Source organism: Nitrincola lacisaponensis, assembly GCF_000691225.1.
Taxonomy (GTDB): domain Bacteria; phylum Pseudomonadota; class Gammaproteobacteria; order Pseudomonadales; family Balneatricaceae; genus Nitrincola; species Nitrincola lacisaponensis.
Window position 1 is genome coordinate 182294 of record NZ_JMSZ01000015.1, and the last position, 15631, is coordinate 197924.

Annotated in this window: 12 protein-coding genes; 8 read left to right on the top strand and 4 right to left on the bottom strand. The window is 52.9% G+C overall.

Translation table 11 applies throughout. The features are described 5' to 3' along the window. Position 1 precedes the first annotated feature (1 nt). Together ADINL_RS03160 and ADINL_RS03165 are read left to right on the top strand one after the other, a co-directional pair. Positions 2 to 1102 (top strand): enoyl-CoA hydratase/isomerase family protein, encoded by a 1101-nt coding sequence (locus ADINL_RS03160; protein ID WP_036543870.1) that lies wholly within the window; start codon positions 2 to 4, stop codon positions 1100 to 1102. A gap of 29 nt (positions 1103 to 1131) precedes the next feature. Next, entirely contained in the window at positions 1132 to 1317 is a 186-nt protein-coding gene (locus ADINL_RS03165) for a hypothetical protein (protein WP_036543872.1), read from the top strand. Positions 1318 to 1386: 69 nt separating this feature from the next. Here ADINL_RS03165 and ADINL_RS03170 read toward each other — a convergent pair whose 3' ends face one another. Beyond that, positions 1387 to 1848: an FKBP-type peptidyl-prolyl cis-trans isomerase gene (locus tag ADINL_RS03170; RefSeq protein WP_036543875.1), complete on the bottom strand. Its 462-nt coding sequence runs from the start codon at positions 1846 to 1848 to the stop codon at positions 1387 to 1389. A 179-nt stretch (positions 1849 to 2027) separates the two neighbouring features. On the opposite strand from ADINL_RS03170, the gene ADINL_RS03175 reads away from it, so the two are divergent. From ADINL_RS03175 to ADINL_RS03195, 5 genes are all read left to right on the top strand, one after another. Continuing rightward, the gene (locus ADINL_RS03175) at positions 2028 to 3014 is read left to right on the top strand and encodes an NAD(P)/FAD-dependent oxidoreductase (protein ID WP_036543877.1); all 987 of its coding nucleotides are present in this window, start codon (positions 2028 to 2030) and stop codon (positions 3012 to 3014) included. Between the two features lie 26 nt (positions 3015 to 3040). Further along, positions 3041 to 3979: an AAA family ATPase gene (locus ADINL_RS03180; RefSeq protein ID WP_051632508.1), complete on the top strand. Its 939-nt coding sequence runs from the start codon at positions 3041 to 3043 to the stop codon at positions 3977 to 3979. Then, the gene (locus ADINL_RS03185; RefSeq protein ID WP_051632509.1) at positions 3976 to 4890 is read left to right on the top strand and encodes a DUF58 domain-containing protein; all 915 of its coding nucleotides are present in this window, start codon (positions 3976 to 3978) and stop codon (positions 4888 to 4890) included. Before ADINL_RS03180 ends, ADINL_RS03185 begins: the two co-directional genes overlap by 4 nt. Then, positions 4887 to 6872: a transglutaminase TgpA family protein gene (locus tag ADINL_RS03190; protein WP_051632510.1), complete on the top strand. Its 1986-nt coding sequence runs from the start codon at positions 4887 to 4889 to the stop codon at positions 6870 to 6872. The genes ADINL_RS03185 and ADINL_RS03190 overlap by 4 nt, the downstream gene beginning before the upstream one ends. Positions 6873 to 7001: 129 nt before the next feature. Continuing rightward, positions 7002 to 8807: a methyl-accepting chemotaxis protein gene (locus ADINL_RS03195; protein WP_036543879.1), complete on the top strand. Its 1806-nt coding sequence runs from the start codon at positions 7002 to 7004 to the stop codon at positions 8805 to 8807. A 64-nt stretch (positions 8808 to 8871) separates the two neighbouring features. Here ADINL_RS03195 and ADINL_RS03200 read toward each other — a convergent pair whose 3' ends face one another. Both ADINL_RS03200 and ptsP read right to left on the bottom strand, forming a co-directional pair. Beyond that, positions 8872 to 9672, bottom strand: coding sequence for a response regulator (locus ADINL_RS03200; RefSeq protein ID WP_036543881.1), 801 nt, complete (start codon positions 9670 to 9672; stop codon positions 8872 to 8874). A gap of 215 nt (positions 9673 to 9887) precedes the next feature. Further along, on the bottom strand, positions 9888 to 12179 hold the full coding sequence (ptsP, locus tag ADINL_RS03205) for a phosphoenolpyruvate--protein phosphotransferase (protein WP_051632511.1): 2292 nt from the start codon (positions 12177 to 12179) through the stop codon (positions 9888 to 9890). Positions 12180 to 12416: 237 nt separating this feature from the next. On the opposite strand from ptsP, the gene ADINL_RS03210 reads away from it, so the two are divergent. After that, a complete protein-coding gene (locus tag ADINL_RS03210) occupies positions 12417 to 14936 on the top strand; it encodes an EAL domain-containing protein (RefSeq protein WP_051632512.1) in 2520 nt (839 codons plus the stop codon). Here the strand turns inward: ADINL_RS03210 and ADINL_RS03215 are convergent, their stop codons facing one another. Continuing rightward, positions 14937 to 15506 carry a TIGR04211 family SH3 domain-containing protein gene (locus ADINL_RS03215; protein ID WP_036543885.1) on the bottom strand — a complete coding sequence of 190 codons (570 nt, stop codon included), beginning with the start codon at positions 15504 to 15506 and terminating at the stop codon, positions 14937 to 14939. It lies immediately after the preceding gene. Positions 15507 to 15631 lie beyond the last annotated feature (125 nt).

The window sequence follows — 15631 nt, forward strand, 5'->3', positions numbered from 1 at the left end:
TATGACCTCAGTGATCTTCCAGGAACATGAAACACTGGACGGGCATCTTATCGGTGAAATCTGTCTTAATGCCCCGCGAACCCTGAATGCGCTGTCGCATGAGATGATTCAGCTGATTAATCCACAACTCGATCAATGGCAGGAAAACCCCAGAGTGGTGGCGCTGTTGTTGAGTGGTGCCGGTGACAAGGCTTTTTGTGCCGGAGGGGATGTGGTTGCGGCCTGGCGCATGATCGATGCCGGAGATTTCGATGCGACAGACCGCTACTTTGCGCAGGAATATCGACTGGATTATCGCCTTCAGACCTATCCCAAGCCGATTGTCTGCTGGGCCAGTGGCTATGTGATGGGCGGTGGTTTGGGGCTGATGAATGGCTGCAGTCATCGCGTGGTGACCGAGACCTCTCGCCTTGCCATGCCGGAAGTCACCATCGGGTTATTCCCGGATGTCGGTGCCAGTTACTTTCTGAACCGTTTACCGGGCCAAACCGGCCTGTTTATGGGGTTAACCGCTAGTCAGGTCAGTGCGCGGGATGCTTGCTGGCTGGGGTTGGCAGACTATGCATTGACGCTTGATCAGCGTCCTGAACTCCTGTCCGGACTCCTGTCCGGTCTGTGGAATCAGGGTGATAATGCTGCCGTGATCACCCAGGTACTGGAGGGGCTTGCGCAGAGCGCTCAGCCTGCCTTTGCCGATATGCTGACTCCGATACAGACCTATCAAGATCTGTTTGAGACTCTGCTGTCAGGTGATCAGATTGCTGACTTTGTCGAGCGTTTGGTCGCACTGGAAACTGAAGACCCCTGGTTGCTAAAAGCACGTGAAACCCTGCTGGCCGGTAGCCCTTTATCTGTTTGTCTGATTGCTGAACAGCTTAAACGCACGCGTCAGCTGTCACTGAAAGCGGTATTTCAAGCGGAAATGCAGCTGGCATCGCAGTGTTGCCGTCAGGGTGAGTTTGTCGAAGGGGTGCGGGCATTGCTCATCGATAAAGATAAAACACCCAAGTGGCGTTTCAAGAAGGTCGAAACTGTCGATCCTGGCGTGCTAGAATCATTTTTCCAGCCACCCTGGACAGAGAATCCACTGGCAGCACTCTGAGGCTGCCACAAGACCCAAGGAGGTCCGCCATGAGTCAATCATCACCTCACCCCAAGTTCATGGAAGCGATGCGTAAACTGAAGCAGATGAGTGAAGAAGAGCGGCTCTCTGAAGAAAATGCGGCTTTGTTTGAGCAGGCGATGCGCTATGCGCCCCTGGATATTCAGCCCGCACTGGTTGCAATTCGCAAGAAATACGAACAGACATATCACTAAAGCATATAGCTGAGCGGTTTTGATAACGCTCTGTGAGGCAGATGGCTCACAGAGCGTTACAACAACTGCTTACTGAGGCGTACCCGCTTCAATTTCAGCGTCGGTAGCAGCACGTACTTCAACGATTTCGACATCAAATGTCAGTACCTGGCCAGCCAGCGGATGGTTACCATCCAGCGTGATGCTGTCACCTTCGACGCCGACAACAGTCACAGGCTGCTCACCCCAAGGCGTCTGAGCCATAAACTGCATGCCGATTTCGATTTCATCCACACCACTGAAATTGGCACGGTCAACGGACTGGATCATTTCATCACGTACTTCGCCATAGGCCTGCTCAGGCTCTACAGTTACCTGCAGTGTGTCGCCAACAGCTTTGCCAGTCAGTGCGTTTTCCAGGCCAGGAATGATATTGCTGGCACCATGCAGGTAGGCCAGCGGCTGCTGTCCAACAGAGCTGTCCATCACGTTTCCTTCCGTATTAGTCAGCGTGTAATGGATGGAAACGACGGTATTCTGATCGATCTGCATAGTGCTCTCCTGTTTAATTAAGGTGCTCATGCTAACTATCCACTGGCCACCTTGCAACCTTACAGCTTTAGGATCAGAATTTTTTATGGATGGGGAACCATTCATCGGATTTCTTCATCTATGCGTAACTCAGGTAGGGTTTTATGGAAGAACATCCTTATTTAACGGAGAAAGAGTGAATGTCGAATCAAATCAAATCCGGACCAACGCTTGCGGTCATTGGAGCAGGGCTGGCCGGATTGCGTTGTGCCGCGTTACTGGCTGAGGCCGGATACGCAGTCAGTGTGTTTGAGAAAAGTCGTGGTACCGGTGGACGTTTGGCTTCTTCACGCCTGGGCGATCTGACAACAGACCTGGGTGTGCCATTTATTGAAACCCGGCAGGCGTCGCTGCAGCAATGGTTAAGTCAGCATCCTGATTCAGCGCAGTGCTGGCAGCCGAGTCAGACTGATTTTACCCTGCAGGCACCACGGGTAGATCCAGCCAGAGAGCTTTGGGTGGGTGTGCCACGATCCAGCGTATTAACCCGTCTGTTAAGTGCTGGAGTGACGCTGCATACCGAGACGCGTGTCAGTGTTGTCTGGCCGGATCGCCAGGGTGTACTGCTGCGTGATGAACATGCCGAGGTACTGGGGCATTTTGATAAAGTGGTGATCGCCACACCGGCACCTCAGGCAGTGCCATTGCTGGATGCGCTGCAATCCTGTCAGGCGAGAGCCGCTGCGATATCACTCCGGCCAGCCTGGGTATTGGCGCTGGCATTGGAGCAGCGCCCCGAGTCCCTGGCGCAGATTGATCTGATCGAGGGACAGCACCCGGAGTTTAAGCGCATCTTGAGAGAAAGCAGCAAGCCCGGACGTGCCGGGGAGATCTGGACGCTGCAAGCCAGTCAGGAATGGAGCGAAGCTTATTTGAGTCTGAGCGGTGAAACAGTCATGCATGAACTGGTGGCCTCCTGGGTGGCTTTGACAGGAGATCCTGTCAAAGTGTTGGGTTATCGTGCCCACCGTTGGCTGTATTGCGATGTGAACAGTGTCGAAACGACACAGGCAGTCTGGGATGGGGATCGTGCCGTGGGTGTCTGCGGTGACTGGTTAGCAGGTGGCGGTGTTGATGGAGCCTGGCAAAGTGGCACTGCCTTGGCACAGATGATACTGTCTTCATAATCAAGCCGATAAGTATAGGAGACGGGATGGCTGATACGCTGGCAAAACAGGTACAGCAGGCCTGCGAACAACTCGATCAGGTCATACTGGGCAAGGCTCAGCAGGTGCGCCTGGCGGTGACCTGCCTGCTCTCCGGTGGTCACCTGCTAATTGAAGATCTGCCGGGCATGGGCAAAACAACGCTGGCACACGCGCTGGCATCGGTATTTGGCCTGGCAGACAGTCGTATACAGTTCACCAGTGATATGCTGCCCGCTGATATCCTCGGCGTGTCTGTCTTTGATGCGCCCAGTGGTGCTTTCGTATTTCATCCGGGACCGGTATTCACTCAATTGCTGTTGGCGGATGAAATCAACCGTACGACACCGAAAACACAGAGTGCCCTTCTGGAGGCGATGGAGGAGGGCCAGGTCACCCAGGATGGAGAAACCCGTCAGTTACCGGATCCTTTCTTTGTGATCGCGACACAAAACCCACTGACGCAATTCGGTACCTTTCCCCTGCCTGAATCCCAGTTGGACCGCTTTCTGATGCGTATCAATCTGGGCTATCCCAGCCCTGAGGCAGAGCGTACCTTGCTAATGCGTGGTGATACGCTTTCCCGTCGTCAGCGTCTGCCTGCGGTGTTATCGCCTGAAAAACTGCGGGAAGCGCAACAGGCGTGTCAGCAGGTGCATGCCTCAAGTGACCTGATTCACTACGTTCAGCGGCTAGTTCAGTATACCCGTGAAGGCGATGGCTTCAGTTATGGCGTGTCTCCCAGGGGCGCGCTGGCGTTGTTGCGCTGTGCACGCAGCTGGGCCTGGTTGCACGAGCGTCAGCATGTTGTGCCTGAAGATGTGCAGCGTGTTCTCGAACCGGTCGTGGGTCACCGGATACGGGCAGCTGAAGATATGGCTGGACACACCTCCGCGCGTCTGGTCAGTGAGCTGCTGTCCCGTGTTGATGTGATGGCCAGTGGATGATCAGCTGGCCAGCCGGGTTGTCATTGCAGCGCGAGGGCAAAATTTACATTTTGCCGACCGCTGCAGGCTGGGGGTTTGTACTGCTGCTGGTGTTGCTGCTGCTACTGTCGATCAACTTTGAAAACAACCTGACCTTTGCATTGACCTTTCTGCTGGCGGCCTTGATGGTCGTGGCGATTCTGTATACCTACAGTAATCTCGCCGGCGTCAGGCTGGTGCGCGCTACTGGCCAGCCCTGTTTTGCCGGTGAGGCAGCGGGGTTTACGCTGCAGCTTGGCAGTGACACAGGGCGGGAGCATCAGCAGATTCAGCTCAGCTGGCCAGGCAGCTTACCGATCACCGTGGATCTGGTGGAGCAAAACCCGGTTCAGGTGGAGCTGGCGCTGCCGACGCAGCGCCGGGGCTGGTGTACGCCGCCGAGAGTAAAGTTGCAGACTGTTTTCCCGCTGGGCTTATTCAGGAGCTGGTGCTATCAGCCGGTGATGGCGCGTGCCTTGGTATATCCTGCACCGCTAAACGGAGTTTCTTTACCCTCAACAGCGGGGAATACCGGGCAGGGCGGGCTGGTTGTGCAAAGTGGCAGCGATGACTTCAGTGATTTGAAGCGCTTTCAGCCGGGAATGTCACCGCAGCATATTGCCTGGAAAGTCTATGCCCGTGGGCAGGGTTTGCATGCCAAGCAATATGCCGCACGACAGGATCTGGATATCTGGCTGGATTTCAGTGCCTGGCCTGAGGCGGAGACTGAGTTGCGCCTGTCCTGGTTGTGTTATTGGGCGTTAAAGTTGAGTCGGGAAGATCGTTGCTACGGCTTGCGTTTACCTGACCAAACCTGGCCGCCGGCACGTGGCGACTATCACCGTCAGCAAGTGTTGCAAGCGCTGGCACTCTATGGTCAGGTGAACTCATGAAACAGGTATCGGTCAAGCCGGTCGATAAGTTGAGTCGCTCGGCGGTGTTGTGGCAGTTGATTGCCTGTGTGGCGGTTGTGCTGCCGAATGTGGTGTGGTTGCCTGCCTGGGTTTTGTTACTGGGTGCGGGCTGTATCGCTGCCCGCGTGATGATTCATACCGGACGCTGGTCTTTTCCGCACTGGAGTCTGAGGCTGTTGCTGGTGGTGGCAGCTGCCGCCGGTCTGTTAGTCAGCTTTAACCGGGACGCCAGTCTGAATGCCATGGTCGCACTGTTAACGGTCGGGCTGGCGCTGAAATTGCTGGAAATCTACCGTCGACGCGATGCACTGGTGTTGCTGTATGTCGCGCTGTTTGTAGCGGCAACAGTGTTCCTGTTTGAACAGAGCCTGTTGATGGCTGTGTATATGTGTGTCGCTGTGTTGGCGGTCATTGCCGCGCTGGTCAGTGTCTGGCAAGACCCGTTGCGTGAAGAGATGCTGCGTCCGCTGAAACTGGCTTCGCGCATGCTGTTACCCGCGCTGCCATTGATGCTGGTGCTGTTTTTCCTGTTTCCCCGAATCGGACCGCTATGGTCTGTTGAGCTGGATCGTTCAGCGGCACGTACCGGTTTGTCCGACAGTATGGCGCCTGGGGATATCAGTCGCCTGACCCGTTCAGATGAACTGGCTTTCCGGGCCGTGTTTGAAGGTGAACCACCGGCGCCGTCATTACGCTATTGGCGGGTACTGGTACTGTCGGCTTTTGATGGGCGCAGCTGGACGGTGGGATCATCATCTGCCCGAGGCGCTGAGGTGCTGGATGTTCAGGGTGAAACGCTGACCTATGAGATAGTTCAGGAGCCCAGTCGTCAGCGCTGGCTGTATGCACTGGATGTACCTCTTGCAGCTCCGCCTCAGGCGCAGCTGACCATGCCGCGTACCCTGGTGTCAGCCAATGAAGTGTCCCAGCGTATTCAGTATTCACTGACTTCCGCGCCTGCTTATCAGTTAGCCACGCAACTAAGCCAAGCCGAACGGCGTGCCTACACTCAGTTGCCTTCCCGTGGCAACCCGCGCAGTCGTGAGCTGGTGAGTACCTGGCTGAATGAGAGCCAGGGCGATGTTGTGACTTTGATCGATCAGATACTGGCATATTTCCATGCCAGTTTTGTCTATACCCTGGAGCCCATGGCGCTGGGAGAACACAGTGTTGATGAGTTTCTGTTTGATACCCGGCAAGGCTTTTGTGAACACTTTGCCAGTGCAACAGCCTTTATGCTGAGGGCGGCCGACATTCCTGCACGTGTCGTGACCGGTTATCAGGGTGGTGAGTGGAATACCACCCAACGTTATCTGACGCTACGTCAATATGATGCGCATGCCTGGGTAGAGGTCTGGATAGAAGGTCAGGGGTGGCAGCGTCTGGATCCAACTGCAGCGGTTGCACCTGAGCGGATCGAGATGAGTGCGGACCAGCTGTTCAGTGGCCAGGCAGGTTTTCTTGCCGACTCACCCTTGTCCGCAAGACGTCTGATCCGTCAGGGCTGGTTATTGCAGGCCCGTATGCGCTACGACGCACTGAATTTTGCCTGGCAGCGCTGGGTGTTGAATTACCATCATCAGCAACAGAATCTGTTACAGGATTGGCTGGGGGGCATTACGCCCTGGAAAATGGTGCTGGCGCTACTTGTGCCTGGCGCTCTGGTGCTGGGCTGGTTGGCCTGGCGGCTATTGCGGTGGCCTCAGCCTCAGGATCCGTTACAGCGTCACTTGCAACGTCTGTTGCAGCGCGTGGCACGGCAGGGCTTTCAGCGGCAGCCGGATGAAACCCTTAACCGGTTTGTGGCCCGTGTGGCTGCTCACTCTCCAGCGCTGGCGGAGATCCTGCAGCCGGTGGCCGAGGCGTATGAACAGCTCCATTATGCGCCCTCGACGGATGCTCAGGCCCGTCAGCGACTTCTGGCAGCCATGCGTCAGGCAGAAACACGCTTAAAATCATAACTCTGTTTGAATTTGTTGTTAGGGTCTTTCTGGCGAGGTGTTGGGCTAAGGTCGTAAGGTAGCCAGTGGTTGGCCGGGAGTTTCTGTTTTATAGTAGGGGCAACATTAGAATAACGATAAGAGATGACGATGAGCCTTTATACCACTATTGAAAAAACCTTTTTCAATTCATTGACCCGGAAAATTACCGGGAATGTGCTGTTTTTGCTGATCCCTCATGTCGTGCTGATCGGTGTCGGTGGTTATTATGCCGGTGACCTGAAGCAGATGATTTTGTCACTGGATCTGTCAGGCAGTACCGAGCAACAATTGTTATCCGGGTTAGATGCCTTGGTCTTTGCCGCCAGTGCCACGATTACGCTGGCGTTGCTGGCCGGTGTGTTTACCATCTTTTTCATGCGCCATCTGTTTCTGAGGCCGATCCGGGAAATTACCGAGGTGCTGCGCGCTATCCGCGAAAAAGAGGGCGATATTTCTGCTACCTTGCCAGCCTACACTTACGATGAAATTTCGGACATGGCCCGTAGCTATAATGATTTTACCGATCAGTTGCGTGCCATGATTGAAGAAACGCGACGTCATTCGGTCAGCGTATCCTTGAGTTCCACACGTCTGCAAAAAACTGTTATTGAATCCGGAGAAGCTTCCAGGCTGCAGGAAGAGCAGGCGCAGATGGTATTCCAGTCCAGCTCTCAGGCGTCTCAGGCGATTGATGAGATTGCGGGTAACACCCAGATGATCAGTAATCAGACGGGTGCCAATATGCAGGAAATACGCAGCTCCAGTGAAGAGCTGAACAAAGTATTGGCACAGGTGCGCTCGGTCCGTGAATTGGCTACCCGCTTTCAGGAAACAGTGCAGAAGCTGAGTGAAAACTCCGGCAATGTCATGAATATCCTGTCGATGGTCAAGGATTTCTCAGATCAGACCAATTTGCTGGCACTGAATGCTTCTATTGAGGCGGCCCGTGCAGGTGAGGCGGGCCGGGGCTTTGCCGTGGTGGCTGATGAGGTTCGCAATCTGTCGCAAAAAGTGAGTGTGGCGACCACCCAGATTGATACCAATATCAGTGAAATGTCCTCCCTGGTCAGTAATACCCACAGCAGTGCTGTGACGATTCTGGAGTATATTGAAAATACTGAAAGCTTTATCGATTCCACCAGTCATCAGTTTGTGAAGCTGGTTTCCGATTTTGAAGACATTAACCAGCAGTTGACCGGGATATCTGCCGCCATCGAGGAGCTGTCCTATACCAACCGCGAATCACATGATCATGTCTGTAAAATCACTGAGTTGTCTGTACAGATGAAGCAGGATATGGATCGCTCCAAAGAATATTCGGGCGATCTTGAAAAAGCGACTGAAACCACCCAGGAGCTCCTGTCACATTTCCAGATTGGTCGTGGCGGATTTGAAAATATGACCCGTACCGGTTTTGCCTGGTCCAAAGAGATCATGCAATGTATGCAGCAACTGGATGAGCAGGGAATTAACCTGTTCGATCAGAACTATCAGCGGACAAATCCGGGTCAGGAACCGGAGAAGTTTAATGTCAGCTATGTTGAGGCATTTGAGCGGTTGTTACGGCCCATGTTCGATCGCTTTATTACTGAACGTCCGGAGTTTATCTACGCGATTGCGGTGGACCGTAATGGTTATGCGCCTGCACACCACGCTAAAGTCAGTCAGGCTCTGACGGGGGACTTGTCAGTGGATCTGGTCAAGAGTCGCCATCGTCGCTTCTTCAAGTCCAATCGTCAGGAACGTCGACGTTGTTCGCACCAGAATGCTTTCCTGTTGCAAACCTACATTCGTGATACAGGTGAAATACTCAATGACCTGTCAATCCCGCTCTATATCAATGGCAAACATTGGGGTGCATTGATTATGGGCTTTGAGCCTCGTTGTTTGCTGGATGACAAGTCTGCCGGATGACAGTAAAAGCTGATTACTGAAGAAGAGGGCTGTCATGCAAGTGTGTGACAGCCCTCTTCTTTATTCAGTGCTGATCGCTGATCAGGTGGTGTAAGAGTTGTTTCAGTGAGTGGTAAGACAAGGGCTTGCGACAGATGGCTGTGACACCCTGTTTTTCAAATGCAGCCAAAGGCTGATCGTCCTGTTCGGAGGTGACAACCAATACTGGCACCGTCGGTTGATCACTGTACTGGCGTATATGTTGTACCAGCTCCAGCCCGTCAATGTTAGGCATATTGAAATCGGTAATCACCAGATCGAAACGCTGATTTTTCAAAATCTGCAGCGCTTCTGCGCCGTCTTTGGCTTCACGAAAGTTCATCACACCCAGAGATGTCAGGATTCGAGCCAGGTAGCGGCGTGACATTTTGCTGTCATCCACGATCAATACCCAGAGGTCTTCAAAGGTGGCATCGGGTTCATCGTCCTGATGATGACTGTCTTCCACATATTCCACGGCGCTGATCAGGGCTTTGTGGAGCTCTTCAGGGTCAAAGGGTTTGGGTAGAATCGTGGCGGCACCAGACTGGCGTATGGGTTCAAGATAACGGTACATTGTTTCTGAAGAGATCAGAAAAAACACCACTTCATCGAGGCCCGGTGATTTGCGCATCTCTCCGACCAGCTCCGAGCCTGTCATATCAGGCAGGTGCATTGCAGACATCACAATGTCGGGTGTGATGGTTTGCATGCGCTCAAGCGCTTCACCCGCCTCATTGAACTCTTCAATTTCCTGAATACCCAGAGAACGCAGATGACCGGTAATGATATTGCGCTGCATGCGCGATGGTTCGATCACCAGTATCAGAAGTTCTTGCAATTCCATCGTGTTAGACTCGAAACAATTGGTTAGTGTCAGTTATACCGGACCACCAGCAGATTGCAACACTCTTTCGGTGGGTTTTCGCCTGATTCAGTTTTGTTCAGCTCTCGTTCAGTTGAAACGCGTTTTACTGTTTACCCGAGCAGGAATATATCGGGTCTCTTCATCATTTCAACTCAGCTATACACTTTAAGGCTACCCTGAAAGGGTAGCCTTTTTTATCCCTGTTGATCATCGGCGTTTTCGGATTGTGTTGTTGCAGCCGGCTTGCTCAGTGCCTGTTCAACCAGGGGTTGAAACAGTGCGCGTATCTCTTCTTCATGGCTACAGGCCTGAGCCTGTTCAAGCAGGGGAAGTAGCGCTTGGCGCTCAACTGATCGAATCAGCAGTTTGATACGAGGTATATTATAAGCACTTAAGCTGATGCTGTTATACCCCAAAGCCATTAAAACCAGTACAGCAACCGGATCTGAAGCCATCTCTCCACATACTGAAACCGGCAGATTGAGAGTCTGGCATTGTTGTTGGATATTCATCAGAGCATGCAGGACGGCCGGATGAAGATGATCAAACAGAGCAGAGACGCGGGGGTTGTTGCGATCCACCGCCAACAGGTACTGTGTCAGGTCATTCGAGCCGATAGAGACGAAATCGACCCAGGGCGCCAGCTTGGGTAGCAGCAGCATTGCCGAGGGGACTTCGATCATCATGCCAATCTGCGGCATGCGGACCGGATGGCCTTCTTTGCGCAGATCGGCAACCGCTTTTTCCATATGACCACGGAAGCTGGAAACCTCATCCACACGGCTGACCATTGGAACCAGTACTTGCAGGTTGCCGTTGCCGATATCCGCACGCAGCATGGCGCGAATCTGAGTAACCAGCAGTTGCGTATTATCCAGTGTGAAACGTATGCCTCGCCAGCCCAGGTAAGGGTTCTGCTCACTCATTTCAAAATAGGGGAGTTGCTTGTCTCCGCCGATATCCAGCGTTCTCATGGAAACCGGGTGAGGTACATAGGCTGCAAGTACCTTCTGGTAGATACGCAGTTGCTCTTCTTCCGTCGGAAAGCTCTGATGGACCATAAACGGAATCTCAGAGCGATACAGCCCCACACCCTCGGCACCGCGCTCCAGGCCTGGAGTCGCATCAGCCAGCAGACCTGTATTGGTCAGCAGGCGTACACGAAAACCATCCAGACTTTCAGCCGGCTCATTGCGCAGGCGCTCCAGGCCCTGGATGAAGCGCTTTTCATCAGCAATCATGCGACGGTATTCGCGGCACAGTACCTCGGGCGGGTTGATGGTACATTCCCCCCGGTTACCATCGACGATAATACGTTGTCCACGATAGCGGTCCGGGTCCAGACCCTCTACACCCATGACCGCAGGTATCCCCAGCGCATTGGCCAGAATAGAAGTATGCGAGAGTGCTGAGCCAGAAGTACAGACAATGCCATGGATACGCTGTAACGGGAATTCCGCCAGATCAGTAATGTTGACCAGTTCGCCGGTTAACACCAGTGGTTCATCAGGTGTTTCAATGACCTGGCGCTCATGCTGTAACAGTTCATTGAGCAGACGTTGACCTATATTGGTGATATCTTCACTGCGTGCTTTCAGATAAGGGTCATCTGATTCAGCAAATATCTGTGCCATCTGTTCAATCACCTGGCGCAGCGCCCAGGGAGCACTATCGCCCTGGTCAATCCGTGCATCCACCCCGTTGACCAGTTCCGGGCTCTTCAGCATCATTTGGTAGACCCCGAACAATGCATTCAAATCACCCGGCAGATGATGGCCCATTTTACCTGAACGGCTTTCCAGGTCTTTAGCAAGCCATTCAATGGCTTCACGAAACTCGGCTTTTTCTTCAACAGGGTCACTGTTGATACCCGGGGTGACCTGATCCAGTGTCATATGTGGATCGATCACCCATAGCCGACCGATACCGATGCCACCAGCACTGCGGATACCGGAAAAACGTTTATACGGTAGTACCTCAGGTTGCATCCAGCTGCCACTGCGTTGCAGCAGATGCAGGGTACCTGCCAGCTGAGACGCGACGGTGATCAGGAAGGCCTCTTCTTCATCACTGTAGCGGTCCTGGTCACGATCCTGCACCACCAGTACCCCGACCAGCTTGCGCAGATAAATCAGCGGTACACCCATGAAGCTTCGATAGGATTGCTCATGTGTTTCCGGTATATAGACGAAACGATCATCGGAAGGAGCATCGGCAATATTCAGGGTGCTGAGGCTGGCAGCAATATGGCCAACCAGCCCTTCATTCAGGCTCAGACGGACCTGGCCGACAGCATTGCTGGCCAGGCCACGGGTGGCTGCCAGAATCAGCGTGTCCTGCTGCGGGTTGCACAGATAGAGGCTGCAGACATCTGCATCCATCAGTTCACTCAGCCGTTCCACGATGGTATCCATCATGGCTTCCGGGTCCTGTGTACGGGCTATTGTCTCGACCAGGGCGGTTAGATCGGTGAGTGAAGAGGGCATAGTGAACTTCCGTTAAACAGTTGTTTTCCGTTGAGCCGATCTTGTCATACTTGTTTGAATGCGGCAATCCGTGAATTGGGCGTGGTCGCAAACATTTACAGTGACGGCGTATGCTCGATGATTGTCGTATCAGGAGTCTTTGGGGTATTGGTGTGTTTTAATATTAACTGCTAAAATGTAACTGTCTTCCCGCTATATATTCGTAATTTCAGCATAAGGTCATCCGTATTGGTATCCATGAATAATCAGTTACAGCGTTCAGACGCGCTCAAGGTCATGGATATATGTCGCCAGGATGTGGTGACCTGTCAGCAGCATGAAACAGTGGCCAGTGCCATTCGTCTCATGGCGGACTATAACATAGGATCAGTCATCGTTTGTAATGATCAGCATCCGGTGGGTATTTTGACCCGTCGTGATGCCATGCGCGTTGTGCCCGGTCCTCAGGGTGAACCGTTACAGGTGAAGCAGGCCATGTCGGCGCCTCTGATCACCATTACACCTGATGCCAGTATTGATGAGCTGGGTATCGAACTGATGTCCGGGCGTATTCGTCACGCCGTGGTAGTGGATCAGCAAGGGCGCTTGATTGGCGTGGTGAGTGAGAGCGATATCGTCAACAGTCATGGTCTGGAGCATGATCTGTTCATGCGCTCCGTCTATGATGTCTGCAGCCATAATCCATTGCGCTTTCCTGAAGACTGCAGTTTGCGGCTGGCTGTAGAACGTATCCGTGCAGCGGGGCATACTGCTGCCATGATCGAAGGATTGAATGGCGAGCTCAAAATCATCACCGAAACCGATATCATCCGTTTGCTGGCCAGTGTGCCGGAGAGTCTGGATAAGCCTCTGTATGATTTTTCCTTCAAAAAACTGATCAGTGTACCGGGTACCATCAGTCTGTTTAATGCCCGTCGTCACTTTCGCAAGCATGGTTTCCGTCATCTGGGAGTATTGAATGATGCTCAGGAGGTTATCGGACTCGCTTCCTATTCCGATATTCTGCGAAACGTCGAACTGGATTACATCTTCCGCCTGCGTGAGCTGCTGAATGACCGCAGCTACCGTCTGAATGAAACCCGTAACCATCTGCGTATCATTGAAAAGGTGATTGATTCCTCAATGGAAGGAATCGTCATCTGTAATGCCGAGGGTAATATTCAGAGTGTTAACCCCGCATTCACCCAGATTACCGGCTATCAGGACTGGGAGGTGATCGGTTCCAATCCCAATATTCTCAGCTCTGGACGTCATGATAAGGCGTTCTACGACAAAATGTGGGATCAGCTGCGTCGTAAAGGGCGTTGGCAGGGGGAGATCTGGAATCGTAACAAAAGTGGCCGTGTGTACCCTGAGTGGCTCAGTATTACCGCAATCGAGAGTGAGCAGGGCGAGGTTATTCAGTATGCGGCCATTTTCCATGATCTGACGGAGATCAAGCGTTCCGAAGCACGTATCAATAAAATGTCCTATTTTGACGAGGTCACGCATCTCGCCAATCGTCGTTTGTTTATTGATCGACTTCATAATGCACTGGCGTATGCTGCAGATCATGACGATATCGTGGCACTGGTAAACCTTGATCTGGACTGGTTCAAGACAATTAATGACCGCTTTGGGCAAACTGAAGGTGATCTGGTTCTCAGAGAAATTGCCCGTCGCCTGGAAGAGGCGTTGGGCGATGCGGATACAGCGGCTCGTCCGGGTGGTGATGAATTCAGTATCATCATGACCGGACTAGGTAGTACGGATCAATTACCTGCTTTTCTGGACCGTTTGACCAAAGTGATTTCCGCGCCGGTACTGGTTAAAGATACTGAAGTACGCCTGACTGCCAGTATCGGCATTGCGCTTTTCCCCGTTGATGCTCACGAGGCAGAAGGCTTGCTGCGTTGTGCCGATGCAGCGATGCACGAAGCGAAAAAACTGGGGCGCAACAGCTATCATTTTTTCTCTTCCGAGCTGGATCAGCAAACACGCTCCCGTTTTCAGCTGACCAGCCTGCTGCAGGGTGCTTTGGAAAAACAGGAGTTTCAGCTCTTCTATCAGCCCAAGGTTTGCCTGAAAACAGGACAGGTCACCGGTGTTGAAGCGTTGTTGCGCTGGTTCAGCTCAGAGCTGGGCGAAGTCTCACCGTCAGATTTTATTCCTCTGGCTGAAGATATGGGCTTGATTGATACAATTGGTGACTGGGTGATGGAAGCTGCCATTCAGCAGGCTGTCGCCTGGAAGCAGGCAGGGTTGTCAATCAATGTCGGTGTAAATGTCTCCGCTCGACAGTTTCAGCGTGGTAACGTTGCCGGGCGTGTGATCGGGCTGCTGAATCGCTATGCTCTGGAACCGCAGTATTTCAGTATTGAGCTGACTGAGACCAGTTTTATGCATTCAGCCGAAAAAACCCGCTCAGCCATCAGTGAACTGTTGAGACTTGGAGTGTCGGTGGCGATTGATGACTTTGGGACGGGCTATTCCAGCCTGAACTATGTGCGTACTCTGGCGTTGAGTCAGCTGAAAATTGATCTCAGCTTTATCCGTAACATTGAAACATCTGAAAAAGATCGGCGGCTGGTCGAAGCCATGGTAGCCATGGCGCATGCCATGGATCTTGAAGTCATTGCTGAAGGTGTTGAAACGCCGCAACAGTTGGATCTGCTGCAGCGTATGGGATGTGATCAGGGGCAGGGTTATTATTTCAGCCGGCCTCAGCCAGAAGAAACCCTCACCCGCTGGTTACAAAACCGTCCTTTAAAGTGCTGATCAGAACCAGTCATCCCGACGCTTGCGCCGCTTCGGCATGTAAGGTACCAGTAAACCGAGCAATACGCCGCCCAAAGCAACCAGTCCGCCATGTGTCAGCCAACGGATCAGATTGCTCTGATCCATATTGGCAATCTCTGACTCCAGCTGGCGTATCTGTTGCTGCAGGCCTTCGACCTGATCAATGTACTCGGCATTATTACCGGAAACAGCTGCTAACTGATCATTCAGTCGGGCAATCTCCTGGTCCTGGCTGGCAATGCGCGTCTGACTGCTTTCCAGTGCCTCTTCCAGCTCCGGGAGCTGGCTGAGCTTGCTTTCTCCAGTGGCAACAAACTCAGCAGGTACCCAGCTGGTCCGGCCTGATTCGGTGCGTATCTGTATATACTGGTTCTGACGACTCAGCACTGTGACCGGCTCGCCACTGTTGACGCGTCCATTGATACGGTATTGATTGCCTGGGCCGCCGTGAGTAAAGACATAGACGTCATCAGCGATATGTGCAGTTTCCTGGGCCTGAAGCGGTACAGAGAGGGCCAGCAGAAGAGACAGACTGAGTAGCTTTTTCATGGTTAAACTCGCGTTTGCTTATCTGGAAACTGACTCATTGTACGGATTGAGCCGCCAATGACCACCCCAATGTTAAAATCGATGTGGATCCGCTACACTGGCGTGTTTTATATTCGGAGATGCTG